This is a genomic window from Ardenticatenales bacterium, assembly GCA_020634515.1.
GTDB lineage: Bacteria > Chloroflexota > Anaerolineae > Promineifilales > Promineifilaceae > JAGVTM01.
Window position 1 is genome coordinate 17,655 of sequence record JACKBL010000012.1, and the last position, 25,880, is coordinate 43,534.

17 protein-coding genes are annotated in these 25,880 nt (G+C 58.9%); 12 read left to right on the forward strand and 5 right to left on the reverse strand.

Annotated elements, in window-relative coordinates; translation table 11 throughout:
* Nucleotides 1-146 precede the first annotated feature (146 nt).
* From H6650_22245 to H6650_22260, 4 genes are all read right to left on the reverse strand, one after another.
* The gene (locus H6650_22245) at nucleotides 147-296 is read right to left on the reverse strand and encodes a hypothetical protein (GenBank protein ID MCB8954734.1); all 150 of its coding nucleotides are present in this window, start codon (nucleotides 294-296) and stop codon (nucleotides 147-149) included.
* Between the two features lie 85 nt (nucleotides 297-381).
* Nucleotides 382-2,865, reverse strand: a complete 2,484-nt coding sequence (locus H6650_22250; GenBank protein ID MCB8954735.1) for a right-handed parallel beta-helix repeat-containing protein — start codon at nucleotides 2,863-2,865, stop codon at nucleotides 382-384.
* A 659-nt stretch (nucleotides 2,866-3,524) separates the two neighbouring features.
* Nucleotides 3,525-8,663 carry a hypothetical protein gene (locus H6650_22255; GenBank protein ID MCB8954736.1) on the reverse strand — a complete coding sequence of 1,713 codons (5,139 nt, stop codon included), beginning with the start codon at nucleotides 8,661-8,663 and terminating at the stop codon, nucleotides 3,525-3,527.
* A 259-nt stretch (nucleotides 8,664-8,922) separates the two neighbouring features.
* Nucleotides 8,923-9,159: a hypothetical protein gene (locus H6650_22260; protein MCB8954737.1), complete on the reverse strand. Its 237-nt coding sequence runs from the start codon at nucleotides 9,157-9,159 to the stop codon at nucleotides 8,923-8,925.
* A gap of 347 nt (nucleotides 9,160-9,506) precedes the next feature.
* Here H6650_22260 and H6650_22265 point away from each other — a divergent pair, with 347 nt between their 5' ends.
* The 10 genes from H6650_22265 to gatB all read left to right on the forward strand — a co-directional run bounded on the left by H6650_22265 (nucleotide 9,507) and on the right by gatB (nucleotide 21,209).
* Nucleotides 9,507-10,508 (forward strand): ATP-binding protein, encoded by a 1,002-nt coding sequence (locus H6650_22265; GenBank protein MCB8954738.1) that lies wholly within the window; start codon nucleotides 9,507-9,509, stop codon nucleotides 10,506-10,508.
* 25 nt (nucleotides 10,509-10,533) lie between these two features.
* Nucleotides 10,534-13,320, forward strand: coding sequence for an ATP-binding protein (locus tag H6650_22270; GenBank protein ID MCB8954739.1), 2,787 nt, complete (start codon nucleotides 10,534-10,536; stop codon nucleotides 13,318-13,320).
* Nucleotides 13,321-13,510: 190 nt separating this feature from the next.
* Nucleotides 13,511-13,801: an Asp-tRNA(Asn)/Glu-tRNA(Gln) amidotransferase subunit GatC gene (gene gatC / locus H6650_22275; GenBank protein MCB8954740.1), complete on the forward strand. Its 291-nt coding sequence runs from the start codon at nucleotides 13,511-13,513 to the stop codon at nucleotides 13,799-13,801.
* Nucleotides 13,802-14,063: 262 nt separating this feature from the next.
* Nucleotides 14,064-15,527, forward strand: coding sequence for an Asp-tRNA(Asn)/Glu-tRNA(Gln) amidotransferase subunit GatA (gene gatA / locus H6650_22280; protein ID MCB8954741.1), 1,464 nt, complete (start codon nucleotides 14,064-14,066; stop codon nucleotides 15,525-15,527).
* Nucleotides 15,528-15,697: 170 nt separating this feature from the next.
* Nucleotides 15,698-16,699: an NTP transferase domain-containing protein gene (locus tag H6650_22285; GenBank protein ID MCB8954742.1), complete on the forward strand. Its 1,002-nt coding sequence runs from the start codon at nucleotides 15,698-15,700 to the stop codon at nucleotides 16,697-16,699.
* A gap of 1 nt (nucleotide 16,700) precedes the next feature.
* Nucleotides 16,701-17,864 carry an aminotransferase class I/II-fold pyridoxal phosphate-dependent enzyme gene (locus H6650_22290; protein MCB8954743.1) on the forward strand — a complete coding sequence of 388 codons (1,164 nt, stop codon included), beginning with the start codon at nucleotides 16,701-16,703 and terminating at the stop codon, nucleotides 17,862-17,864.
* A 56-nt stretch (nucleotides 17,865-17,920) separates the two neighbouring features.
* A complete protein-coding gene (locus tag H6650_22295) occupies nucleotides 17,921-18,424 on the forward strand; it encodes an AAA family ATPase (GenBank protein MCB8954744.1) in 504 nt (167 codons plus the stop codon).
* 256 nt (nucleotides 18,425-18,680) lie between these two features.
* Nucleotides 18,681-19,085: a hypothetical protein gene (locus H6650_22300; protein ID MCB8954745.1), complete on the forward strand. Its 405-nt coding sequence runs from the start codon at nucleotides 18,681-18,683 to the stop codon at nucleotides 19,083-19,085.
* Nucleotides 19,086-19,371: 286 nt separating this feature from the next.
* Nucleotides 19,372-19,743 carry a VOC family protein gene (locus H6650_22305; protein ID MCB8954746.1) on the forward strand — a complete coding sequence of 124 codons (372 nt, stop codon included), beginning with the start codon at nucleotides 19,372-19,374 and terminating at the stop codon, nucleotides 19,741-19,743.
* Between the two features lie 32 nt (nucleotides 19,744-19,775).
* Entirely contained in the window at nucleotides 19,776-21,209 is a 1,434-nt protein-coding gene (gene gatB, locus H6650_22310) for an Asp-tRNA(Asn)/Glu-tRNA(Gln) amidotransferase subunit GatB (GenBank protein MCB8954747.1), read from the forward strand.
* A gap of 119 nt (nucleotides 21,210-21,328) precedes the next feature.
* Here gatB and H6650_22315 read toward each other — a convergent pair whose 3' ends face one another.
* Nucleotides 21,329-22,771 carry a hypothetical protein gene (locus H6650_22315; protein ID MCB8954748.1) on the reverse strand — a complete coding sequence of 481 codons (1,443 nt, stop codon included), beginning with the start codon at nucleotides 22,769-22,771 and terminating at the stop codon, nucleotides 21,329-21,331.
* 573 nt (nucleotides 22,772-23,344) lie between these two features.
* Here H6650_22315 and H6650_22320 point away from each other — a divergent pair.
* Together H6650_22320 and H6650_22325 are read left to right on the forward strand one after the other, a co-directional pair.
* Nucleotides 23,345-24,217 (forward strand): hypothetical protein, encoded by an 873-nt coding sequence (locus tag H6650_22320; GenBank protein MCB8954749.1) that lies wholly within the window; start codon nucleotides 23,345-23,347, stop codon nucleotides 24,215-24,217.
* Between the two features lie 268 nt (nucleotides 24,218-24,485).
* Nucleotides 24,486-25,844: a GAF domain-containing protein gene (locus tag H6650_22325; protein ID MCB8954750.1), complete on the forward strand. Its 1,359-nt coding sequence runs from the start codon at nucleotides 24,486-24,488 to the stop codon at nucleotides 25,842-25,844.
* Nucleotides 25,845-25,880 lie beyond the last annotated feature (36 nt).

The window sequence follows — 25,880 nt, forward strand, 5'->3', positions numbered from 1 at the left end:
CGAAATAAAGTACGGCATTGCATCGTCAGTTTGCAGGAACGGTCAGGAAACAACTTCGTTGTCTTGTTCAATTTCCGTTCCTAAGGCAAAACCGGCGGCGGGATGCACTGAAGACGTGTTCCGCCGCCGGTTTCGACGCGGTTGTATCAACGAACCGCGCCCAACGTGTTCACGAGTTCAAAATCGTAGCAGACGATCCCGGCCTGCGTGGACATCTGGGTGAAGACGCCGACGGTGCCGTAGTGGGGAAAGCCAAAGGTGAAGGCGTTGTCGAAGGTGTAAAAAGAAGTACCCATTGATTCACCTCAAAAGCGTTGTTGGTCTTGACAAAAAGGTCGCAGCCAGACAGGCTGGCTGCGACCCCACGAAAAGCTGCCGTCCCTATGGCGTCCAGGGGCTGCTGTCTTTGCTGTAGTTGCCGGACATAAGCACCAGGTCCAACAGGTCAATGGCGCTGTCGCCGTTGACGTCGGAGTCTGCGCCCGCGCCGCCGGTGCAGGTGCTGCCGCCCGTGCCGAAGTCCGTGCCAATGCAGGTGGCGTCCGCCAGACCAATGACGTTGTCGTCGCTGGCGTCGCCGCCCAACAGTTGCAGCAAGGCCAGGTTCACCGATCCGTCCGGGTTGTCCGGAGCCGTAACCGTCTTGCTGTGTGCGTAGTCCGTGGCGCTGTCGGGGGTGGTGGGCAGGAACAGCGGCGCATCCGCATACAGGTAATAAGTCGTTGCCCCCAACGTCAGGGCGCTGGTGGTGTACGCGCCGGAACTGGCGCTGCCGCCGCCCGCGATTTCCGTGGCCGTGGCGATGGTTGCCTGGTCAAAGATGTGCATCTCGCCGCCGGCGTCATCGCCGCGACCCTCCAGGTCTATGAAACCTGTAAACGTCATGTCAATGATAATGATTTCGCCGTCGTTGTTGTCCAGGATGACGCGCAGCCCGCTGCCCGCCTCCGCACCGTAGCCGCCGTTGTTCACGTACACCTTCACCCCGCCTTGCGCCGTGCTGTTCAGGTTGCTGCCCGCGCCCGTGAGCACATCAAACACGGCCGTACCGGAGGCAATAGCAGTCAAATCCAGCGTGATCGCCTGCGTGTCCACGCCTGCCGCGTCCGCGTCCGGGTTCTGGCGATAGCAGTAACCGCTCACTTCGCCGGCAACGTTGGTAATGAGGGAGCAGTCGCCTGTCCCCGCGAACGTACTCGCCGTCGCGTTTGTCAGGCTCAGGCGGGTGCTGTCATACAGCAGGCGGAACTGCACCCCATACAGCCCTGCGGCGTCCACGTCAATCGTCGTTTGTGTGCTTTGCCCCACGTAGAGGGAGGTTTGCGTCTGGTTCGTATCCCCAGGGACAGGAGCGAAGAACACTTCGGAGAAGGTGGGGTTGCTGGCGTCCGTCGTGCCACTGCCGCCAACGCCGTCGCCGGAGGCCGCGCCGCCGATGTCGCCCCAGGAGTTGTACTGCGCGTCCAGGGCGGTGGCCCCGTCGTGCTGGATGCCGTTGCCCCCGTTGGCCTTGAACAGGTTGCCGCGCGCTGTCACCACGCCGCTCAGGCTGACGCCGCTGTCTATTTGCAGGCCGGCGTCCGTATTGTCGTGGATGTAGTTGCTCAACAGTTTGAAAGAAGTGACGTCCCCCTCGACCTGCACGCCATCCGCCCAATTGAGGATTTCGCACCCTTCAATGATGGCGTTGTCCGCGCCCGCCTGCACCAGGATGCCCGGGAAGGTACTGGGGCCGCCGCCCGTGTCCCCGTCGAGCACGCCGCCGCTGTCGGCGCAGGTGACGGTGACGTTGTCCGCGGCGATAATCAGGCCGGGTGAGCCGGCCAGGATGGTGGCTCCATTCAGGTTGATCGTCAGGTCATCCACGTTGACGGTGGCCCCTACATAGGAACGCCCACTGTCTAGCGTGATCGTGTCGAATGGGTTGGCAACGTCAACCAGGTTTTGCAGCGAGGATGTGGCTTGAAACGACCAGGTTTCGTCATTGTTGACGCTGCCGCCAAACATAATCAGCTCGGCGCGATTAGGATCGTACGCCATGTAATTGGCGTGACGGGCCGAGGGGCGGCTGCCCACGGGGCCTGGTTCCAGTTGGGTCCAGTTCACGCCATTCCAGGCCCAGGTGTCATCCAAATTATTGGCAGCATCGCGCCCGCCAAACAGGATCGCCTGCCCCAGAGGAGGGAAATAGTCCAGGTCCGTGGCATAGCGCGCAGATGGAGAGTTGGCCGGCAATCGCTGCGTCCAATCGCTACCATCCCAAACCCAGGTGTCCGCATAATGCCCACCCGCGTACTGTCCACCAAAGACAACCACTTCGGCGTGCGCCTCATCGTAAGCCATCATGGATTCGCGCCGGGCGGGCGGGCGGGTGGTGAGCGGCGTGCGCTCCGTCCAATCCGTCCCATCCCAAACCCAGGTATCGTCGCGCACGCCCTGGCTGTCGCCAAAGAGAACAACCTCGCCGCGAGCGACATCGTACACCATCCTGTGTCCATAACGGGCTGAGGGGGAATTAGCGGGAAACTGCTGTGTCCAGTTCACGCCATCCCATGTCCAGGTATCGCCCAACTCCTGTGACCCATTTTGACGTCCGCCAAAAAGCAAGACCTGGCTGTTACCCGTATCATAGACGATGCCCGCCACATCGCGGGCGGGGGGTGAAACAGCAGGAAACTGCTGCGTCCAGGTAACGCCATCCCAGACCCAGGTTTCCGCGTTCAGGGTGAACATCACGATTTCATTGTTGGCAGCGTCGTATGCGATAGCCACGTTATCGCCAGCGGGAGGGCTGGTGGTCGGCGTTAACCGCACCCAGTCATATTGGTTGCTGGCATAAGCGGGCGCTACAAACAGCGCCAGCATGACAGCGATCCATGCGAAAAGCGCACCTCTGCGCATTGTTCTGGAAAAATGGAACATCATCATTCTCCTTTTCAATCTGTTTGCGTTTCAGTTGGTGTGTGGCAAGTGCGTCACACGGATGTTGACAAGGTGGGATACACTAGAGTCGAGTGGGCATACCTTTCCCTGTTCTCTCAGGGGTGGCGGGCGATGACGAGGGCTGGCTGCTGGCCGTTATGCAGTTTTGCGTTTTTATTGCGTGCCGGTATCCACCAAGTCATGGCTCCCTGTTTTGCCGGCATTAACCTGAGTCAAAATCAACAACAAAGATCAAACATGCTTTACGCTTCTGTCCCCTGAACCTCCTTTTTGCACCCAGGTAGCCCAAATGCACCGCCAGCATCCCCTGAGAAACTGGCCGTGATTCGAGGCAAAACCCTGAAACCTAATTGATTTTTCGAGAAATGGTTAGTTGTCGGGTCTAGCAACCTGTCTAGCTTCGAGCGACGGAACAACACAAAAAACAGTATAAGACGTACACGTGTGGAGAATCAGGCGCGAGCGTCCGTGTTTTCGGATCGGCACGGGCGAGAGCGATCCGATTTTTCAAACAGGTGGGACAGCAGGCGGACAATCAAATGTCCGCCTGCTGCCAGCAAGGCGAGGGGATGATGTCCCGGTTACCGCAGGCGGCGACCGTTCCGGTCAAGGCCACGCAGGTACAGCGCCTGTGTGTAAAGCGACTCAATATCCTGCTCGGGCATCATCGACCGGAATGACTCGTGGACAACGGCGAGCGTCTGAAACTGAGTCAGGCCATCTGGCGTTAACGCGCCTGTGTCGACAACGGCGAAGTCGTAGCACAACATGCCCGTTTGCTGCGTCCAGAAGATGGTGAAGACAACGACATTGCCGGCATTCGCCAGCGGGAACGTGAATGTGTTCTGATAATTGGTGTTCGCCGGAAGTTGCGAAGTAAACAGAGATTGCCACTGTCCATTGACGTTGACGAAGTTGTTCCACTTCACATTCGTCGGCCCCGTGTACAGATCATAATCCAGCACCAGATTGGCTCCGTCGTAACTGGCAGCCAGGTCCATCGTACAAACGTCCCCAGGCGCGCCCAACAGCCAGGGATCGAAGATAAGATTGTCGCTGACGCGATCCCCCAGCCCGCCCGGATTCAGGTAAGGGTGATAGGGACCACTAGCGTCTCCCCACCAACTATGGCGCACGTCCAGCGTATCCAGCAGCGTGGATTCATTGAGAACACCATAATCCGTGTTTCCCACATAACTGTTTTCAATCAAGAACGGGCGACCGGCAATGATGCGTATGCCATTCTTGTTACGCAACAGTTGCGTATTCATGATCGTTGGCTCCGCCCCATCAGAGATGTAGATACCCGTGGCCTGGCTGAACGAGTCCCGGATGATGGAATTGGTGACCGTAGACGGGCGGTTCACGGTATTGGAGCGGACAGTCAGCGCCTGGTCCATGTCCCCCGCACTATGTCCCGCGTAGGCCATCGTCACATAATCCAGGTCCACCATACCGTCTGTGTACACGTAGATGCCCTCCCAGTAGGTATCCAGGCCACCCGTGAAGGTGATCGGCTGCGCCTGCGTGCCATCAGCGTTCATGTCCCCATGCACCCAAATACCCGTCGTTGTGTTCTTAAACTGCACTTCTGTCCCTGGTGCCACGGTCAACACCATGTCGTGCGGCACGGTGATGTCGCCCTCAAAGCGGAAGGGGACGGGCTGCGGCCCCACCGCGCCCAGCGTCCGATCCCCCGTGAGGGTGGCGGCGCTCAATTCGATATGATTGGAGCCGTTGCCGCTGAGGGTGAGGTTGCTGATGAGGGGGTCGCTGGAGACAGCCATGTTCAGCCAGATTGGCGCGCCGGTGCCGGCATAACTGTCGCGCACGGTTGTGTTGGAAATCACCGCCTGCTGCCCCGCGTAAATCGCCAGCGCCCGCGCATGATTGCCATTTACATGCCCTGCCTTCTCAATCGTCACATAATCCAGCAACGCGGTGGCGTCCACACCGATGCGCACCCCGCCCCAGTTTCCGTCCAGGCCATTGGTAAACGTGATCGGCTGCGACGGTGAGCCATCAGCCATCAGGCTGCCATCCACCAGCAGGTCATACGACGTGTACTTGAATTGCACGGTGACGCCCGGCTGGACGGTGAGGGTGCGGCCTGAGGGCACGGTCACGTCCCCATCCCACATATAGGGAATCGGAGCCGGGCCAATTAGAGCCAGCGTGCGATTGGTACTCAACGCGCCGCTACCCAGTTCTATCACGTCATAGCCATTGCCGGACAGGATCAGGTTGGCGAAGGCCGGATCGCCGCCAGCAATGTTGCCAATCCAGATGGGCGCGCCCGTGCCGGCAAAGCCATTGCGCACCGTCACATTCGCAAAGGAAACGTTGTCAGAATTGATCAAGAGAGAACGGTCAACGTCACTGCTACTATGCCCGCCTTTTTCAATAATGGCGTCATTCATCACCACATTGGCCCCGCTGTCAATGCGAATGCCACCCCAGTAATTATCCACGCCGTTTGTAAACGTCACGGGCTGCGCCGCCGTACCCATCACAAACAGGCTGCCGGCCACAAAGAGATCATGCGGCGTGTTCTTGAACTGCACCTCTACGCCTGGCTCTACAGTCAGGATACGCCCCACGGGCACGGTTACGTCGCTGTCCCACAAGTAGGGGATGGGCGTCGAACCAACGGCGGTCAGGGTGCGGTTAGCGACCAGCGCGCCACCGCCCAACTCGATCTTGTTGGCCCCGTTGCCTGTCAGGGTCAGGTTAGCGATCAGGGGGTCGCCATTGGCCAGGTTGGTGATGTGGATGGGAGCAATGGTGGCCGGATTGCCGGCATATCCGTCCCGCACCACCGTATTCAACACGCTCACCTGGTTGGAATTAATCCACAGCGAACGCGCGTAAGTGCCATCCGTATGCCCGCCGCGCTCCAGCGTGGCATCATCCAGCGTTGCTTTGCCGCCCGCATTCACATAGATGCCACCCCAATAATTGGAAGCGCCGTTCGTGAACAGGATCGGCAGCGCCGGCGTCCCCACTGCCGATAGTTCCCCATCTACCCACAAATCCGTGCCCGTCGCTTCCATTTCCACAGTCACGCCCGGCTCAATCGTCAAAACGTATCCCGCGGGAATGGTCACATCCCCCTCCAGGCGATACGGAATGGGCGTAGGGGCAATCAGCGCCAGCGTGCGGTTACCCGATAGGGACGCAGACTCCACGTCAATGCGGTCTATCCCGTTCCCCGTCAACTCAAAGTCGTCAAAAATGGGATCCGCGGGCACATTGCGCAGCCACACAGGCGCGTCCGCCCCAAATCCGTTGCGGATGCGGCTGTGCACCAGCGTCACGTCCCCCGATTGAATAATCAGGGAACGGGCAATGCCGCTGGTATGGCCGCCATTTTCAATCGTCACGTAATGGAAATCCGCCAACCCCGTAGGATTGACGTAAATGCCGCCCCAATAATCATCCGTGCCATTGGTGAACGTAATCGGCTGCGTGATCGTGCCCGCGGCAATCAGGTTGCCGCTCACGTATAGATCGTGCGCTGCCGCCTCAAACTGCAACTCCACGCCTGGCTCAATCGTCAGCACGCGCCCATTGGGGATCGTCATGTCTCCTTCAAAGCGATAAGGAATCGGCTGCGGTCCAATTTCAGCGGCCAGGGTGCGATTACCGGCCAGGGTCGTATTCCCTTCCAGGTCAATGTAATTCTTGCCATTTCCATTCAACGTCAGATTACTGAAGAACGGGTCAGTGGCGATATTGGAAATGAGGATGGGCGCTTCCGCGCCATATCCGTTTTGAATCCTCACATTGGTGGCGGAAACGTCGGGCGAGCCAATGGAAAGCGAGCGGTTCAGCCCACTGCTGTGCCCGGCCGAATCAATCGTCACGTAATCAAGCACAGCGGTTCCGCCGGCCTGGATGCGCATCCCTCCCCAGAAGTCATCCGCGCCGCTGGTAAATGTAATAGGCTGCGTCGGCGTTCCGTCCGCCACCAGGTCTCCGTTAATGAACAGGCGTTTGGCTACAGTCTCGAACTGCACTTCCACGCCCGGCTCAATCGTGAGTTGTAAGTTAACGGGAACGGTCACGTCTCCTTCAAAGCGATAGGGGATGGATTGAGGGCCACTGATGTGCGCCAGGGTGCGGTTCCCCGTCAGCGTGATGTCTCCCTGTAAGTCAATGTAATCGGTGGCATTGCCTGTTAGCGTCAGGTTGCTGAAGAGGGGATTGCCAGCCATATTAGAGAGCCAGATAGGGGATTCCGTGCCGCACCCAAACTGCACGGTGGTGTTGGTTACGCTCACGTTGGGCGAGTAAAGCGTCAAGGAGTGATGCTGCGAGCCATTCGGGTGACCGCCGTAGGCGATAACGGCGTAATCAAACGTGGCCGTCCCCGCCGACCCGATGTTAATGCCGCCCCAACAGGTATCCTGGCCGCGCGTGAAGGTCACGGGCATAGCCGCCGTCCCCGCCGCCAGCAATGTGCCGTCTACCAGCAGCCTGTGGCTTGTGCTTTGAAACTCGACTGTCACCCCCGGCATGATCGTCAGGATGCGGTTGTTGGGGACGGTGACGTTGCTGAGGAAACGGTATGGCACGGGCACGGGACCAATATGCCCCAGTGTGCGGTTGGCGGTGAGGGTGACGTTTCCTTCCAGGTCAATACGGTTAATCGTGTTGCCCACCAGTGTAACGTTGCTCAGGTTTGGATTGCCCGCCACGTTAGCGATGTAAATGGGCGTCGTCGTGCCGTATCCGTTCTGGATGGTGGTGTTGGCGATGTTCACCTGGTATGTATCCAGCCACAGAGAGCGCCCCAAACTGCCGTTCACGTGCCCCGCTTGGGCGATGGTCACGTGGTCCAGGTCGGCGGTGGCGGAACCATAGATGCGTATGCCTCCCCAGTAGCTATCGAACCCGTTGGTGAAGGTGATCGGCTGCGCCACGGTCCCCAGCGCGACCAGATCGCCTTGAACGTGCAGGTCGTGCGCCAGATTGGCAAATTGCACTTCTGTTCCCGGTTCAACCGTCAGAACCAGGTTGTTGGGCACTGTCACGTCCCCATCTATCCAGCGATAGGGTACGGGATTCGGACCAATCTGGCGCAGGGTACGATTTCCCGCCAGGCTGACATTGCCCTGCAATTCAATGCGATCGGCGCCATTATTAACCAATGTGAGGTTATTCAGAGTGGGGTCGGCGCTCACGTTGCTGATGTACAGGGGGGCAGCGAATGTGTCGCTGATAACGCTGTTGGAAGCGGTGACATTAGAGGACTGGATGGATAGGCCGTAGCGAGCGTTGCTGCTGGGGTCTCCACCATAGGTGATGGCCGTATGGTCCAACACAGCCGCGCCGCTGCTACTGATTTGGATCCCCCCCCAGTTACTGTTTGCGCCGCCCCGAGTAAAGGTGATCGGCTGCGTCGGCGTGCCCTGCGCCAACAGAATACCATTGACAATCAGATCGTAAGCGGCAGCTTCAAATTGCACTTCCACGCCTGGCTCAATGGTCAGGGTGATAGAGCCGTTGACGGTTACGTCGCACGTCACCAGAACAGGGCTATCAACAAGCGCCCAGGTCGTGTTTGTGGTAATAGCCCCACACGCGGCGATGCCCGCGCCGGTTTCTTGGGCGCTGCCGGCATACGCGATTCCCATGGTAAAGAGCAGCATGAGCAACAAAAGATTGCTGGCGAACAGCGCTGCCTTTTGCCATCTGTTAAGCTTCTTAAATTGCATCTGATTTCCTCCCGGATGTAGGCGATAGTCGCACTCTGGCAACGATCAGCAAAGTTTTGTCGCGGATTGATGCGACAACGGACATAGCGGTCATCGTATCGGGTTGCGGCTACGAATTGGCGGAGTCATCATCCGAATTTTGGGATCAGAGGTGGGGGAATTTAGTGATCCGATTTTTCAGATCGGGTATAATCAGGGGCAGGATTTTGCCAGTTGCGCAGTCAATCAATTGCATCCCCGCGAACCAGCTACTCTTGTTTCAAGGCAACTCCGTTGTATTGATGCCGGCATAATCGCTCCCGCTCCACACGTCGTTCGGCTGCCTTTTCAGCGTCAAACATGTCTGCCAAAACCCAAAACAATCAGGATGGATGCCGCAAAATGCCGGCATGTCCGCTCCATTCATCACCCCAAAGTAACTGCCGGGTAGATACTCCCCCAATCGGCAGCGCAGCGACAGAATAACATCCCCCGGCGCGACAGCTCCGAAATCCAAGTCTTTTCCGTTCAGGAACATCGCTATCATTCGAGGTGTACGTAATGCCCAAGCATGAAGCATTCAGCCGCATGTTGTCACAGGCTATCTACATCATCAAGACGCTGGAGAACAAGAATCTCAGCGTCGTGCAGGATGAGCTAGGTTATGCCTTGCAGCGCAAAGGGGGGAGCGCGGTGGAACGGTGGCGCAAAGGGTACTTGCCGCCGACCATTGATGACATTGAAACGCTGGCGCGCCTGTTGATCCAGCGCAGCCAGGGACATTTGAGCGGCGAGTGGTTGAACGCTTTCCTGGTGGCAGCGGAATATCCCTACCCGGACCAACTAAGCGAGAAGATTCTTGTGATGCCGGCATCTTCGCCACCCCAGAACCACTCCACCAGACCCGGCTCAAGGATTGAGCGCCCTTTGGCGACGCAGTCGGTGGCCGGGCGTAGGGCGCTATCCGAAAATCATTCTCCTGTGCCGGCAAACAGGCAGCCGCCGGCCGCATCCACGCTAGCCATGTCACCGGCCGCGTTTATTGCCGGCCCGCCTATTTTGCGTCCACGAGACTTTTTCGGGCGGGAGTGGGAGCTAAAGCAAATCTTTCATCGCCTGCAAGGGGGCATGTTGCAACACGTGGCCGTCATGGGCGCGCGCCGCAGCGGAAAAACCTCGCTGCTGCATTATCTGCGGCAAATCACGACGGCCTCGACGCCATCGCTACGCCCCGACCAGCGACAGGATTGGCTCCCCCATCCACAACATTACCGCTGGGTCTTTGTGGATTTTCAGGACAGCCGTATGCTGCGCCAGTCTACCTTTCTCGGCTATCTGATGGACCAGTTAGAGATCCCCCGCCCTGAACCGTGCGAGCTAAATACGTTTATGGAGGCGGTGAGTGAGAATTTGCACATGCCGGCCATTCTTCTCCTGGACAAAATCGAAGCCGCCCTGGCCTCGCCAGAATTGGACATGCCCTTCTGGTGGAATCTGCGCTCTCTGGTCACCAACCAGACAGGCGGCAACCTGGGTATTGTGGTCACCTCGCATAAACAACCCGTCGAACTGGCGCAGGATTACGGCAAACCCTCCCCCTTCTTCAACATCTTTGGCTACGCCATCAATCTGGGGCCATTGAGGGAAACGGAAGCGCGTGCCTTGATTGCCAGTTCCCCGGTCCCTTTTGCGGCGGAAGATACGGCATGGATCTTGGAACAAAGCAAAGGTTGGCCGGCTCTGCTGCAAATTCTCTGTGCCATCCGCCTGATAGCGCTGGAAACAGGTCAACATGACCAGCTTTGGCGCGAGGATGGCTTGCGCCAGATCAAACATCATCGCCACTTGCTGGAAATGCCGGCATAAACCACCAGCCTCCCATCTCCCAACCATGACCTTCACGGACGCGCCCGATCTCCACCCCCACCCTGTTTGCGCCAGCCTGCAACTGCTCTTCTGGCTCACCTTTCGCCCCTCCGCCTGGCGCGCCTACATGCAGCGCCTGAGCAGTGAGGAAGAGGCGGACATCTCACTACTGCACCTGACCCGAACGCAACGGACCGCGGCCCGCCCACTATTATTGACACTCATCGCCTCGCCTCTCCTGGCAACACTCATCATCATCCTGCTCAGTTGGCTCGTCGGCGGGGAGCGTCTTGGTCTGCTCAACCCAGAAGTCGTCATCACGATCACACACCTGTTCACGGCCACCGGCGCCATCGTCATTACCCTCACGATATGTGGCGGCATTTTCGTCGGTTGGGGCATGGTCGTCAGTCTGCTGCTGGTGACGATACTGGCTCTGGCCTGGCAGCAACTATCTGCCCTACCACTCTTCCAGGCGTCACCCGATTTACTGAACTACGTGTCCCGAATTGCCGGCGTCGGCTTTGCTTCCGGCGTCATCGCCAGCGTTTCCATCAGCGTGAGTTCTGGCGGGCGGCAGCGTTATGAAATCAGGCAGCAGTTGGGTGCGGTCATCGTGGGCATTTTTGTCAGCGGCGTCATTTTAGGAGCCGGGCTGGGGCTGGCGTTGGTGTTGAGCCGCGGCACGGCGGGGGAGGTGATTTCCGGGCAAGCCAATCATATCGCCGGTATTGTGCCATTGGGGCTAAGTGCCGGCATTGCCCTCGGCATCGGATTCGTCATTGTTACACGCCTGCCGGCCCGCCGCTCCCGCAAAAATATCCTCACCGGAATCGCCTTCGCCCTCCTCGTCATCCTCACTTTCCTCCTGGCCGCAAACATCCCCAAAATCTATCGCAACTTCCCCGTCGGCGTTGGCACGGGCATCTTGTTTAGCGTCATGTACATCTTCCCCTTCCAACTCGCGCGGCGGCTGGCAGGCGTTTGGGCCGGAGCCGCCGCCGGGGCCATCGGTTGCGGCAGTCTCTATGCCCTCGCCCTCATTGCCACGGGCAATCATAACCCACTGACCTTGCTCCTTTCGGGCATACTCAGCAGCATTATCGGTTTGAGTTTCTCCTTCTGGCGTCCCCTGCTTTTCTACCCCTTCGCCATGGCCTGGAACACCCTCATCTTTTACCTGGATCGACAGCGTCCCCCAGACGCGCCACGCCTGCTGCACTGGCATTCCGCCTTCTGGGATGAGCAACAACGATTGCCCCTGTACGGCCTGGACAATTACCTGGTCTGGATCGCCACGCCAGACCCGGCCACGGCGAAAACGGCCATGGCCTACCTCACCACGGGCCATCAGCGGTGGGCGGCGCAGGCCGCCAGTATTGAATTGGAAGCGCGACGGATGGAATCCTGTACAACGGTGGCGGAAATTGCCGGCATTCATAAACACCTGGGTTCCGAATATCTATCAGAATCCTCCACGCCCGTCTTCGCCAGCTTCAAACACCTCAGCCAGGACACACAGGCCGCCCTCAACCAGACCATTCGCTACCACCAGCGCCTGACCCTGCACGAAATTGCCCACCGCCTCGAACTGCTGTCGCACGAATTGCAGCGCAGCAACAACCTGTATGCAACCCGTTTTTTCCCCATTGCCCTCCGCTGGCAACAGATCATCACCACGCACGCCCACGAACTCACGCGGCAAGTCGACCACCAGCAAGAAATCGACAACCCGTATATTTTTGGCGTGCCCCTGACGGCCCAACAGCACATATTCGTCGGACGCACCGACATCAGCCGCCGCATTGAGCAGCAGATTTTGGACCAGCGACATCCCCCACTGTTCCTCGACGGGCAGCGGCGTATGGGCAAAACCTCGCTCCTGCACAACCTGGGTCGGTTGCTCCCGAACGCCATCGTCCCCCTCTACGTTGATGGGCAAGGATTGGCCGGCTGCCAGAATTACGCCGACTTGCTCTACAACGCCATCTGGCAGATGCGGCGCTCCGCCATGCAGCACCGCCGTCTGACCCTGCCTGACCTGGCGCGCGATAGCCTGGCGGACAAGCCGTTTCCCGCGTTCAACGACTGGCTGCGGCAGGTGGAAGACATACTCGCACAGGAGAACCAGGCAGTGGGGCTGCTCATTTTTGATGAATTTGAGGCGCTGGATGCCATTCTGCGGCAGCGCGGCCTCGATGAAACAGCCATCATGAATCTACTGCGGCATCTGATTCAGCATCGCCCCACTTTTCGCCTCTTGTTCGCCAGTTCGCACCCGCTGGAGATGTTCGACCATTGGGCCAGCTACCTTATCAATACGCAGGTGTTGCACTTGAGCTATTTGCAGGAACCGGCTGTGCGCCAGTTGGTAGAGCGTCCTATTCCCCGTTTTGGGCTGCACTATGCCCCGGCCGCAAGCGACTATATCTGCCACCTCACCCGCGGCCATCCCCACCTGGTGCAGTTGTTGTGCTACGAGATTGTCAACGCCAAAAATGAACAGCCAGTCACGGAGCGGTTCGTTGCCGGCATTTCCGACATCGAAACAGCCGTCGCGCGTGCCTTAAAAAGCGGGCGCTTCTTCTTCGTGGATATCGAACGCAACCAGGTCGGGCAACACGGCCTCAACGTCCTCCGCTTCCTCGCCGGCCAGAGCGCAACCGGCCCCCTCCCCCTCGACACCCTGCGCCAACAATTCGGCACAAGCGTTGACGCCACCCTCCACCAACTGCAACAGCGCGAACTCATCGAACCAAACGGCGCGGCCTACCAGTTTCAAGTAGAAATGATCCGACGCTGGTTTGCCTAGCGCCGCCACGCCGCCTGCTTTGTCTCCCCTGCGCGCCAATGCTATAATGCCCGCGAAAACGCAAGCAAACACCCCCGATTCCCGACAGGACCACCAATCTTTCGGGGGTGGCAAATGAACAATTATCGTAACGCTAACGCTCTCTAGAAATTGGTCCAATCTGGCTTAGCAGTTGCCAATTATCATTACCATGTCTCTCACCCTGGCAGACGTTGAAAAAATAGCGCACCTGGCCCGCCTCGAACTCACCCACGCGGACATGGAGCAATACCTGGGGCAACTTTCCGCCGTCCTGGACTATGTGGCCCAGATCAGCGAGCTAGACCTGGACGACATCCCCCCCACCACGCACGCCGTCGTGCGGCATAACGTGCTGCGCGACGATCGGGTGCAGCCGTCGCTATCCCCGTCGGACGCTTTGTTCAACGCGCCGGAACAGGAAAACGATCAGTTCAGGATACAGGCCATTCTGGAAGATTGAAAGCGCGTATCCATACACGTAGACCTGCCAGATTTCCTTGAGAAGCATCTCATAAACAAACCGAACCCGGCGGGTCTTGCTCGGAAACCGGGCAGTCACCTGGCAAATTTCCATCTCACAAATGTGGCAGGGCACGCGCCCTGCTTTTGTTTCTTTGGGTTCGTGCAAAATCGACGTTGGCCTATCCGCCAAACAAGAACCCTTCCCGCACATCTGTCATTTCCCAGCTTAAATACGGATGCGCCCTTTGGCATTACCCTTCATGAACTTTTCTTCTCTTACGTTGACTGAACTGCGCGACGCATTGCGCCAGGGGCGCGCCACCAGCGTTGCCGCCACGCAGGCGATGCTTGATCGCATTGTCGCCGTTGACAATGACGTGCGCAGCTACCTGACCATCACGGACGAGATGGCCCTGGAGCAGGCCGCCGCCGCCGACGCCCGCCGCCGGCAAGGGGACGACTCGCCCCTGCTGGGCATCCCCGTGGCCGTGAAGGACATCATCTGTACCGAAGGCGTGGAAACCACGGCGGGCAGCCAGATTTTGGAGGGCTTCATCCCGCCGTATGATGCGTTTGTGGTACAACGGTTACGGGAAGCGGGAGCCATCATCCTGGGCAAAACCAACACGGATGAGTTCGCCATGGGGTCGTCCACGGAGAACTCCGCCTACGTGACGACGCGCAACCCGTGGGATTTGACGCGCGTGCCGGGGGGCAGCAGCGGCGGCAGCGCGGCGGCTGTGTCCGCGGGCATGGCCTACGCCGCCCTGGGTACAGACACAGGGGGGAGCGTGCGCCAGCCGGCTTCGTTGTGCGGGCTGGTGGGATTGCGCCCCACCTACGGGCGCGTCTCCCGCTGGGGCGTGATCGCTTTTGCGTCTTCGCTAGACCAGGTTTCTACGTTGGGGCGCACCGTGGCGGACTGCACGGCCATTTTCCAGGCTATCGCCGGCCATGACGAGCGGGACAGCACCTCCATCGATGCGCCCGTGCCGGATTATGACGCGGCGCTTACGGGGGATATTCGCGGGCTGCGCGTGGGTGTGCCGGGGGAGTATTTTGGCGCGGGGTTGCAACCGGCGGTGAAGACGGCGGTGCTGGCGGCGATTGATCGGTTGGCCCAGTTGGGGGCGGAGATTCGTTCCATTAGCCTGCCGCACACGAAGTATGCGTTGCCGGCATATTACCTGATTGCCCCCGCCGAAGCCAGCGCCAACCTCGCCCGCTACGACGGCGTCCGCTACGGTCCCCGCGTCAACGGAAGCGACGTCATCGACACCCTGAAGAAAACGCGCGCCCTCTTTGGCCCCGAAGCGCGGCGGCGCATCATGCTGGGCACATACGCCCTCAGCGCCGGCTATTACGACGCTTACTATGGGCGCGCCTTGAAAGTACGCACCCTCATCAAGCAAGACTTCCGCGCCGCTTTCGAGACCGTAGACGTCATCGCCGCCCCCACCAGTCCCACGACCGCCTTCAAAATCGGCGAGAAGGCGAACGACCCGCTGAGCATGTACCTGGCGGACATTTTGACGCTGCCGCTGAACCTGAGCGCAAGCTGCGGCCTCTCCGTCCCCTGCGGGTTCGACGAATTGGGGCTGCCCATCGGCTTGCAACTCATGGGCGACACCCTGCAAGAAGCAACCATTCTCAACGCCGCTTTTGCTTATGAACAGTCGGAATCCTGGTGGCGACGGACGCCGCCCATCACGAAAAACGGCTAACTGAGAAAAGAAAACGGGAACAAAAACGGACCATTATCCACTATTCTCGGAGGAGACTTCACCGGCTGCCGCCGACCACCATGAATGAAAATGGTGTGCCGTCGTAGCCCGATTTTCCAAATCGGGCGGGCGATTTGGAAAATCGCCCTACATTTTTGAAGGAGTTTTAGATGAAAGTTGTCATTTTACTCGGCGGTTATGGTACACGTATGCGCCCGCATACGTGGAGCCGCCCCAAGCCGCTGCTGAACGTGGCGGGGAACACCGTCCTGGGTCACATTCTCGACCTGATGCACGAGATCACCACGGAAGAAGTGGTGTTTGTCGTGGGCTATAAGGGCGACATGATTGAGGCCTGGGTGCGGGAAAACTATCCGCACCTGGACAGCCACTTCGTGGTGCAGGAACAGGCATTGGGCCAGGCGCACGCCGTCTGGCTTTGCCGCGATTTTCTGGACGCGGGCGAAGTGGTGATCGCTTTTGGCGATGGCATTATTAAGGCGGATTTCGCCCATTTCGCCAGCGATGGGGACGCTACCTTCCTGGTGCAGGAGGTGGAGGATCCGCGCATTTTTGGGGTGGTAGCCCTGGACGAAGCGGGGTTTGTCTCCCGGTTTGTGGAGAAGCCGGCGACGATGGAGAATCGCATGGCCGTGGTGGGCATCAACTGGTTCCGCGACGCGGCGCAGTTGCGTCAGGCAATTGATATTGTGATGGAAGAAGGGCGCATGACGAAGGGGGAGTATTTCATGGCGGATGCGTATGAGGTGCTGCTGGAGCAGGGGGCGAAGTTTCGGGTGGCGCCGGTTGCGTATTGGCTGGATGCCGGCAATCCACGCAACATCCTCAACACCAATCGCCAACTGCTACAGAACAGTGCCGCCAGCCCCGACGCCGCCGCCCGCGCCGCCGCCGAGGGCTTCACGCTCGTGCCTCCCGTCTATCTGCACCCCGATGCCCAGGTCGCAGCTTCCGTCGTCGGCCCCTATGCCACCATTGGCGCGGGGGCGACCGTGACCAACAGCATCGTCAGTGACTGCATCATTGACGCCGGCGCATCCGTGCAAACGTGTATTCTGAAACAAACATTGGTCGGGCAAAACGCGCGGGTGACGGGGCGGGCGCTGCAACTTTTCGTGGGCGACAATTCCGCCGTAGAATCAGGAGGATAAGATCATGCAACGTTATATTTCGCGCCGGGTGGCGGCGACGCCGCCATCGGGTATTCGCAAGTTTTTTGACATTGCCGCCACGATGGAGGATGTGATTTCGCTGGGGATTGGCGAGCCGGATTTTGTGACGCCGCAACCTGTGTTGAATGCCGGCATTGCCTCCCTCCAACGCGGCGAAACAGCCTACACCTCCAACAGCGGCACCATCGAACTACGCGCCGCCCTCAGCCGCCACCTGCAGCAACTTTATGGCGTCAGCTACAATCCCGACGACGAGATCATCATCACCGTCGGCGTCAGCGAAGCCCTCTACCTGGCCATGACCGCCGTCATCGATCCGGGTGACGAAGTCATCATCCCCGAACCCTGCTTCGTCTCCTACGCCCCCGAAGTCACCTTCGCCGGCGGCACGCCCGTCACCGTGCCCACCTACGTGGAGAACCAATTCCAGGTCACGGCAACGGAGATCGCCGCCGCCATCACCCCCAAGACCAAAGCCATCCTCCTCGGCTACCCCAACAACCCCACGGGAGCCGTCATGACCCGTGCCGTCATGGCCGAAATCGCCGCCGTCGCGGAACAGCACGACCTGCTGATCATCTCCGACGAAATCTACGACCAGCTCGTCTACGGCGTCCCCCACACCTGCGTCCCCAGCCTGCCCGGAATGCGCGACCGCACCATCCTCCTCGGCGGCTTCAGCAAGGACTACGCCATGACCGGCTGGCGCATCGGCTACGCCTGCGCCAATCCCGATCTGCTGGGCGCGATGCGCAAAGTGCATCAATACACCATCATGTCCGCCCCCACCACGGCGCAAATGGCCGCCCTCGTCGCCCTTTCCGACGGCGCGGAACACGTGGCGCGCATGAGGCAGGAGTACGACCGCCGCCGCCGCCTGATCGTGGACGGCTTCAACACGCTGGGGCTAGACTGCTTTGAGCCGCGCGGGGCGTTCTACGCCTTCCCCTCCATCGCCCGCAGCGGCATGAGCAGTGACGACTTCGCCAACCGACTGCTGGCCGAGGAGCAGGTGGCCGTGATTCCGGGCGAAGCCTTTGGGGCCAGCGGCGCCGGCTTCGTCCGCGCCGCCTACGCCACCGCCTACGAGAAAATCGAAGAAGCCCTCAACCGCATCGAATCCTTCATGCGCCGCCACGGTTAATGGGCAGCCGATGGGTCCCCTTGCGCAGGCCGGCGCCCAATTTGCCGAGGTCAGCAATGCAAAATTTAACGATTGAAAATTTCGGTCCAATCAAGCAGGCTGAAATTGAAATACGGAGCGTTCTCGTCTTTATCGGACCGCAGGCGAGTGGAAAAAGCACGATCAGTAAGGCCATTTACTTCTTCAAATCCTTGCGGGATGATCTGTTTCGTTATTTGTTGGACATCCTCAACGGCATTGAGGAAGCTCCCGCCCCACCTGGCTACTCCCTTTCCCAATTTGGCAGGCGGGCGCGTGATAAATTCCTGGGCATCTATGGACCGGTGGCGCACTTTGCTTTGATGCGTTTGTACTACGACTATGGTAATGGTGTGTATGTTGCGGTTGTGCCTTCTAATGACGGTCTGGGCTTTACAAACGTCTGGCTAGGCGGCAGCTTTGGCGAGAAATTCAAGCTACTTGTTCAAGATACCGTCACGTTTCGCCAGAAAGCAGAAGAGTTGCGGAGAGATAGGTTTCTTTCGTCTCGTGAAACGCTGCGTTTTGAGGCAGAACAGTAGAATTAAAAGACCGGCATCTGTTGGCGGGCGTCAAGCAAATCACGGCCACTTTGGAGATGTTTGACCCGTTCATCAGAGAAAGCCATGGGAGACTTTTCGCGCGGATTGTCGTCACCAGGGTCAACAACCCACGCGCCGTTGAAAATGATGCTTCCGTTCTCCGTCTGCGAAAGCGTCTCAAAAAACAAGGTGGAGATTTCAGGTACGAGACTCGCGTGTTAACGGATGTGTTATGACAAAACCCTCAGGACGCTCTATGAAGACATCTTTCCGAAATATCGTGGCTGTGGTGATTGCCGGCATTTGGATCAACGCATCCGAATTTTTCCGCAACGAAATCCTGCTCAAAACCCATTGGATCAACCACTATGAATCGCTGGGGTTGATCTACCCATCCGCGCCCCAAAACGGGATCGTGTGGGTCGTTTGGGGCTTTTTGTTCGCCATCGCCATCTACCTGCTCTCCCGCCGATTCAATCTCTGGCAAACAACCCTCATCAGTTGGTTCATGGGCTTTGCCTTGATGTGGATCGTCACCTGGAACCTGGGCGTCCTTCCGCCTGGCATTCTCATTTATGCCATTCCCCTCAGCCTGTTGGAAGCCTTTCTTGGCGCTTACATCTGCATCAAAATGAGCAGGGATAGCGTCGCCAAGAGTTGAAATGACGCGCCTCGCCGATGATGAAAATGCCGGCATTCATCCACCCAGACAAGCGCGATCAAAGGTTGCACGGCAACCTATGTGAGGGGTCAAAGTGAACGAAGCGTTTTCCCAATGAGTGTGTTTCAAATGGGTTGCTCAGGCTGCGCGCGCCGTAGGACAATTTGCCTAAATTGTCCCTTCATGGCGGAGGACAATTCAGCGAATTGTCCTACAGCAAGCAACAGTCAACTAAAATGAAACACACCCATTGACAACAGGCATTCACAGGAAAAAGGAGCAAAGCATGGAACTCGGCGCATTTTCAATTAGCCTGGCGGTGAAGGACATCAAGGCTTCGCAGGCGTTCTACGAACAACTTGGCTTCCAGGCCGTCATGGGAGACGCCTCCCAAAACTGGCTCATTCTCAAAAATGGCACACACGTCATCGGCCTGTTCCAGGGGATGTTTGAAAAGAACATCCTCACCTTCAACCCCGGTTGGGACAGCAACGCGCAAAAATTGGACAGCTTCACCGATGTGCGCGAGCTGCAGCGTCAACTGAAAGCGCAAGGCGTAGCATTAGTCAGCGAAGCAGACGAAACCACCACCGGCCCCGCCCACATCACGTTACTCGACCCCGACGGCAACCCTATCCTCATCGATCAGCACGTTTAACCAGGCGCTCACATTGACTTGATGGTACTGTTATGACAAATTATGAATTAGTCGTGGGGTTGGAAGTCCACGCCGAACTGCTGACGGAATCGAAAATGTTTTGCGGCTGCCGCGTCGTGGACAGCGTCACGGCGCAGCCGAACAGCGCCGTTTGCCCCGTTTGCCTGGGGATGCCGGGGATGCTGCCGGTGATCAACCGGCGGGCGGTGGATTTTGCCCTGCGTGTGGCCCTGGCGCTGCACTGTACCATTCACGAACATAACATTTTTGCGCGCAAGAATTACTTTTACCCGGACTTGCCCAAGGGGTATCAAATCAGCCAGTACGAGCTGCCACTGGCGACGGACGGCTGGCTAGACATCACGCTGGAGTCGGGAGAGACGCGGCGCATTGGCGTCCGCCGCGTCCACATGGAGGAGGATACGGGCAAAAATACACACCTCTCCGATGGCTCCTCCCTGGTGGATTACAACCGCTCCGGCGTGCCGTTGTTGGAGATTGTGTCGGAACCGGATTTACGCACACCGGAGGAGGTGTATGCCTATGGCGTAAAGCTGCGGCAGGTGCTGCGCTACCTGGGGGTGAATTCGGGCGACATGGAGAAGGGGGTGCTGCGCGTGGAGCCAAACATCAGTGTACGCCCGGTGGGGTCCACGGACTTCGGCACGCGCACGGAGGTGAAGAACCTGAACAGTTTCCGCGCCCTGGCGGGCGCGACGGCGTTTGAGTTCGCGCGGCAGGTGGCGGCGCTGGAGGCGGGGGAGTCTGTCGTGCAGGAAACGCGCGGCTGGGACGAGGGGCGGCGGGTGACTTTCTCGCAGCGGGTGAAGGAGGCGGCGGAGGATTATCGCTACTTTCCGGAACCGGATTTGCCGGCACTTTCCATCCCCCCTATCTGGATCGAACAGGCCCGCGCCGCCCTGCCCGAACTCCCCGACGCCCGCATCACCCGCTATCGCCACAATTTTGGCCTCTCCGCCTACGACGCCCACATCCTCACCGACGAGCGCGCCGTCTCCGACTGGTTTGACGCCGCCATCGCCACCGGCGGCGACCCGCGCCAGGTCGCCAACTGGATGATCAACAGCCTGTTCAGCCTCATGAACGAACACAAACAGGAAATTGACCGGATTCGCGTGACACCGGCGGGTTTGGTAGAACTAATCAGCCTGGTGGAAGCTGAGACGATTAACCAGAACACGGGCAAGGAGGTGCTGGCGGAAATGTTCCGCGGCGGCGAGCCGGCGCCGGCCATCGTCGCCGCCCGCGGTCTGGCGCAAATCTCCGACGCCGACGCCCTGGCGCCAATCGTGAGCCAGGTTTTGGCGCAAAATGAAGCACAGGTGGCCGCTTACCATGCCGGCAAAACACAACTCCGCGGCTGGTTCGTGGGGCAGGTCATGAAAGCCACGCGAGGCAAAGCCAACCCAACCCTGGTCAACAAGCTGTTGGACGAACGCCTTTGAATAAAAGGCCGGACGTAACGAAGTTAGCGAAAATGTGCGGCGCACAGCCACAGTGCGCCGCACAGCCACAGTGCGCCGCACAGCCACAGTGCGCCGCACCTCATGGAGCCAAAATCGAATTAACGCCCCCGCGTACGCAGCGGCAGCCAATCCTTTGACTGCCAGTAGCGGCGCTGAATCTCGTCCGTCTGCTGCGCCAGAGCCGTACGCGCCGCATAAAGCAGCATCCGCACCAACCCCGGCGGGTGAAACAATGTTTTACCAATCCACAGCCGTTCCGTCGGCTGTTCCCCCTCATGACGACGGAAAAACCGGTGCGCCGCCACCAGCGGATGGGCATCCCGCAACAGCCCCATGCGCCGCGCCACGGCTAACCCCAACACGGCGTGCGCCGTTTCCTCCAGCGTGGAGCCGCACACCTCGCCCCATCCGCCGTCAAACTGCTGCGCCGCCAGCAAGAAATCCAGCGCCTCACGCGCCATCTCATCATCCCAACCCGCCAGCGTGGAGACCGCATGAGCCGCCACATAAACGGGCGAGAAATGCCACTTATCCGTGTAGCCATTGTTCCGGCGCAGTTCCCGCCGCAGCCATTCCGTCACCACCAGCGCCAACTGCTTATGGTCGCGCCGGTCTAAATCCTGGCGCAGCGCGGCCAGGGCATGCAAATTGACCGTGACGGAGGGGGTGCGTTCGTCATGGTACGTGCGAAAGTGGTCGGTGCGCCAAAAGGAGAACAGCGGCTCAGGAGAAGGGTACAGCCCACCCCAACGTAGCACGGCATAGCCCATGCTGGTGTCGTCGCCATCGCTGACCATAAAAGAGCCGCTGGAAGACAGTCCGGCGGGGCGGGCGGACCAATAACGGCTCAACTGTCGCAGCAGCGTCGCCACGAACGGGGTATTGGGGTCTATGCCCGCACGCCAGAAACTATCAAGCGTCCAGGTTAGCTCAAACACCTCAATAGGCCAGCAGAAGCCGACGCCGCCACCGCCGAAGTGGACAACATGGTGCAAGAAAGCATCCGCGCGGGCGTTGTCCTTTCCATGCTGGCGCAGGGCGCGCAGATAGGCGGCGGTGGCCGCGATGGAGGTTTCCACGGAGCCAAAGCGATTGAGCAGCCGGGGATCGATGCGGGCGAGGGCATCGTCGGGCAGCATTTCCAGGTTAAACCACCAGCTTCGGGGCTTTTCGTAGTTAATTTTGAATTCACCGATGAGGCGGCGTTTCTGCTCGGCGATGCGCAGAATCGCCTGCCATTCCGGCGGGTCAAGGGCAAGGCCATGGTGGCGCAATTCGTCTACAAGACGGGGTAGGAGGAGTTCAAAACCAACTGGCTCGTGAATTTCTGCCGGCAAATCGCGGGCATAGCGATACAAAGCGGACACACCGCGCTCAATCCGTGGCGCATCGTCAGCCGCCGGCCACTGGCGCAAAGCCAGCAGGCAGGCAAGCGTGGAAATTGTGCGCTCGTGGGCGTTATAGACGCGCGGCGCGCCCCAACCACCATCCGGCAGTTGGTGGGCGCGAATAAAGGTAAGGGTTTCAGGCCATGCCGGCATTCCTGCATGCACGCGCGACGGAACCATCGCGGCCCATGCCGTACTGTACGGATCTGGAGAAACCAGTCCCCGTCTGGATTGTAACAACCGCTGGAGTTCATTATTCTGCATCACTTTCAATATCTCCCTGTTTTCAATTAAGCTCCTGAGTGGTACCCCACCCACAAATGAAGTGACTTATGCAAAAGTCGTTACCGACGATAACACGTCAGTCGTCGAAAGAGATGTGCCAGCATTCCCCGTATTTAGTTTTTAAGGCCAGATCCACAAGGAATCACGGGATACTAGCGGAAGCGTTTTCTTCTCCCGATGGCTGTGTCCTGTCTGTATTACTTCCTCCCGCACAGCCAGCCCAAACCATCTCAAGAGAATTAAGAGTAGGATAACGATAATACAAGAAAGTTGATATTAACAAGTTAATAGATCATGGTCTAATGGGGAGTACTTTTAGCCTATTCCTGCGCAAATTGGCTATTTTCGACGCAAAGTGATCCCTTTCGTCATCGTTTTTTCGCCATTCGCTGGCCTATTTTTGCCGGTCCGGCTATCATTCCCAAATGGGAGGCTACCAACATGACGCTTAATGATTCAACAACACAGACCGCGTTCCTCGCCGCGCCAATGGCGGAAGTCGCGCGGGCGGCTCCGGCGGCAATGGTTTATTCTCCAGGAGGCACACGGCGGCAGGCGGCGTTTGCCGGCATTTCCCCCTGGAGCGACGACTACTTCCGTTGGGCACGCCAGACCACCATCGGCGACTTCCATCTCATCTTCACCCACGGCGTGCGCCACCTCTTCTCCCCCACCCTCACCCCGGGCAATTTTCAAGAAGTCAATGCCCATCGACACAAGTTGCTGCAATGGGTGGACTGGGGCGTGGCGGGCGACGACGCTTTGCGTGACTATGCGCAGCACGGCTGGCGCGTGCGCCTGCTGGGCGGCGAAAGCGTGCCCGAACTGCAAGCGACAGCCGCCCGGCTGGAAGCAGAAACACGCACCAATAGCCCACATACACTCTGGTGGACGGTTGTCCCGGACCCGGAAGCCATCTGGCGCGCCCTGCTGCAAACAGCCCACGAGAGCCAGGCCACCACCCGCGCCGACCTGATCCGCGCGCATTATGGCGAGGACATTCCCCTCATCACCCTCTACCTCGCTTTTGGCAAGCCGATCTTCTCGGCCAGCATCCTGCCGCCGCTGCTGGCTGGCGAGGTGCAAGCATATTGGAGCCAGCAACCGGGCTACGGGTTGACTGCCGAACGATTCCGGGCGATTCTCTACGATTATGCTTTTTTGCGGCAAACATGGGAGCAAGACAAAACGGGGCGCGCGGAGGCAGCATTACCCTACCGCCGCGTGTGGGAGCGGCCACTCATTCTGGGTCTGGGGCAGCGGCTAGGACCCCACTGGTATCCCGCGAATATGCCTCCTGTCCCGCGTGAGTGAGCGGCGGACTGGCCGCCCACCCTGACTATTTTCCCACTCAGACAGCGCGCCGCATCACGCCTTTTTCACATAGGCGACGGTTGTTTGTGCTACCATATTTGGCATTCTCCCGCTGCCGTATGGGGTCGTTTACGGTGCGCTCATTGCGCCATCCTGTTGACTGCCAGGTGCAATATCAATGTATTGCTTCCTTCAAACTGGCTACGTTGTTATGTACCTGACTCTCTGAGCACGACCTAACCGCACTTTTTTCCCCAAGGAGTTTCCTATGCTCGACCACATCCGGGCGTTCATGGCTCCCCCAAGATTTTCCGATAGCGAAGAAGCGCGCACTGCCCGCCTGCTCAACACCGCTATATGGGCTGTGATCATCGCCACCAGTCTCACGGGCATCTCGCTAACCTTCATCGGCGTCGACTTCTCCGCCGGGACCGCGACATCGGCGATCACAGGAGGCAGCAGCATGATGCTGGTGCTCCTCATGTTCGGGCTGCGCCGCTTGCTCCATCGCGGCCATGTACGTGCGGCGAGCATCTTGCTGGCGGCCACGTTATTCACCATTATCACGTTAAACACGATCGTGTTTGGCGGCGTGCGCAATTCCGGCACCAGCGGTTTCGTGCTGGCCATCATCCTTTCCAGTCTACTGCTGAATGACCGCACCATTCTCATTATTTTCACCACAGGCAGTGTGCTGGCGACTTTCGTGGTGTATTACCTGGAATCTGTCGGCCTCATCTTCGTCCCCCTGGCCCCCACCGCCGGCCTCATTGACTGGCTTCTGTTCGCCACCATCTTTTCCCTCGTCGCCCTCCTGGTGCAATACGCCGTCAGGAACCTGAACGACGCGCTCGACCGCGCCAACCGCAGTGAGCAAGATCTGGCGGAAAGCAACCGCCGCCTGCAAGAGCTAAACCTGTCCCTGGAAGAGCGCGTCGCCGAACGCACCCGCGCCCTGGAGTTAAGCACCGTTGTTAGTCGTCGCCTCTCCACGATCCTTGATGAGGCGCGACTGATTTCCGCTATCGTTTCCGAAATTCAACGCGCCTTCAAATACTATCACGTACATATCTATCTGCTTGACGAAGCCAACGGTCGCCTCGTCATGGCTAGCGGCACCGGTGAGGCGGGCGAGCAGATGCGGCAAGCCGGACACGCGCTGCCGCTGGGGCGTGGTCTGGTGGGACGAGCCGGTCAAACCCAATCCACCGTTCTCGTTCCGAATACATCGCTCTCGGCGGAATGGCTGCCCAATCCCTTGCTGCCGGAAACAAAAGCGGAGATAGCTGTGCCTATTGCGTTGGGCGAGCGCGTGCTCGGGGTCTTGGATGTGCAGCACAATGTGATCAATGGCCTGGGCATTCAGGATACGGATCTCTTGGAGTCTATCGCCAGTCAGGCCGCTATTGCTCTGCAAAATGCCGGCACGCTCCGCGAAGCCCAACAACGCGCCGAACAAGAGGCCACCCTCAACACCATCGTGCAAAAAATCCAGTCCACAACCTCCATCAACGATGCCTTGCAAGTCACCGTGCGCGAATTAGGGCACGCCCTCGGCGCGCCCGCGGCGCAAGTGCGGCTGGCATCCGCCCAAGAGATAGGGCATCGTAATGGAGAAAGCGCCTGAGCAACCACGCCCCCCGTCAGGGGAATGAAAGGAAAC